This is a genomic window from Rhizomonospora bruguierae (assembly GCF_018397995.1).
Taxonomy (GTDB): domain Bacteria; phylum Actinomycetota; class Actinomycetes; order Mycobacteriales; family Micromonosporaceae; genus Rhizomonospora; species Rhizomonospora bruguierae.
The window spans coordinates 1-1,598 of the sequence record NZ_BBQH01000143.1; the positions used below are offsets into that span (position 1 = coordinate 1).

The 1,598-nt window shown below is 67.8% G+C and carries 1 protein-coding gene; it reads left to right on the forward strand.

Translation table 11 applies throughout. The annotated features are described in order from the left end of the window. The first annotated feature begins 156 nt into the window (after positions 1–156). Positions 157–1,179 (forward strand): IS110 family RNA-guided transposase, encoded by a 1,023-nt coding sequence (locus tag KJS59_RS30515; protein WP_213457446.1) that lies wholly within the window; start codon positions 157–159, stop codon positions 1,177–1,179. Positions 1,180–1,598 lie beyond the last annotated feature (419 nt).

A 1,598-nucleotide genomic window follows, 5' to 3' on the forward strand; every position in this document is an offset into this window, starting at 1 on the left:
CCGGCTCACCCCGGCCAACCACTGACCACCTCAACAACCAAGATCAGCCGTTAACTTGATGCGATGAAGGAGCGGGGCCTCCGCTCCTCGTGACAGTCACCCTGGTCAGGGGTTTTCCTGGGGTTGTCACGACGTACCACGACGAAGGAGGCCCCTGTGGAAGAGTACGACGGCCGGCAGTATGTGGGGATAGACCTGCACCGGCGGCGCAGCGTGATCGTGCGGATGACTCCGGAAGGGCAACGGATCGGTTCGACGGTGCGAATCGACAACGATCCGTTCGAGTTGGCGCGGCAGGTCGCCGGTTGGGGCGAGAGTCCCGACGTGGTGTTGGAAGCCACGTATGGGTGGTACTGGGCGGCGGACGTGCTCGCCGAGTCCGGCGCCAAGGTTCACCTGGCACATCCCTTGGGAGTGAAGGGATTCGCCTATCGGCGGGTGAAGAACGACGAACGTGACGCGGCCGATCTGGCCGATCTCCTGCGGATGGGTCGGCTCCCCGAGGCGTGGATCGCCCCGCCCGAGGTTCGTGGTCTGCGGGAGGCGGTCCGTCACCGGTGCAAGCTGGTGGCGCTGCGCTCCGGGCTCAAGGCGCAGGTCCACTCGGTGCTTGCCAAGCAGGGCGTGCGGGTGGCCATGTCCGACCTGTTCGGCGTCGGCGGGCAGCAACTGCTCGACGATCTACAGCTCGACGCGCCGTTCCACGCGCGGGTGTTGTCACTTCGCCGGCTCATCGATGCGATCACCCTCGAGATTGACATTGTGGCCAAGCGCACCGCCGCCCAGTTGAAGACGCACCCGGGCTACCAGGCGATCCAGGCGTTACCCGGCGTCGGGCCGGTACTCGCCGCGGTGTTCGTGGCCGAGATCGGCGATGTCACCCGCTTCGCCCGGCCGCAACAGCTATGTTCCTGGGCAGGCATGACGCCCAAGCACCGGGAGTCCGACACCAAGGTCCACCGAGGGCGCATCACCAAGCAGGGCAACACCCTGGTCCGGTGGGCTGCGGTCGAGGCCGTCCAGCGCGTGCATACCGGGCCCATTGCCCGGACCCGGACGCGCATCGGCGAGCGACGCGGTAACAACATCGCCAAGGTCGCCGCCGCCCGCGAACTGCTCACCCTGGTCTTCTACGGCCTACGCGACGGCCACATCCGTTGCCTGGCCCAGGCCGCGTGAGCCCCCAGCCCGGCGCGGCCAGGCGCGAGGTCGTGGAGTGTCTGACCCCCACCCCGGTGGCGCGGTCGACCACACTTGATTGACCCCGCCTGGTCGCGGCCGTAACACTCCATGCCGCCCCGCCGCGGCGAAGGGATGACCGGCAACCGGCCCCCGGTTCCGCCACCCGTCCATTTCAGACGCTGGAGAACACGGCCTTCAACCACAACACCACATGCCGTTCCGGCGCACCGATTCTGCGCCGCCCGGGATCGGCGTCAAGACCAAGCCCGCTACGCGGGTCGACCTGGCGGTCGAGTCCTGACCCCGACCCCTTACCGGCGTTCGCCCGCACCTAGCCGGGAACCCGCTCAAACCGGTCACAAACCGCCAGGCCTTGATGGTTGACACGGCCCCGCTCCTTCAGGGATGACACTCCC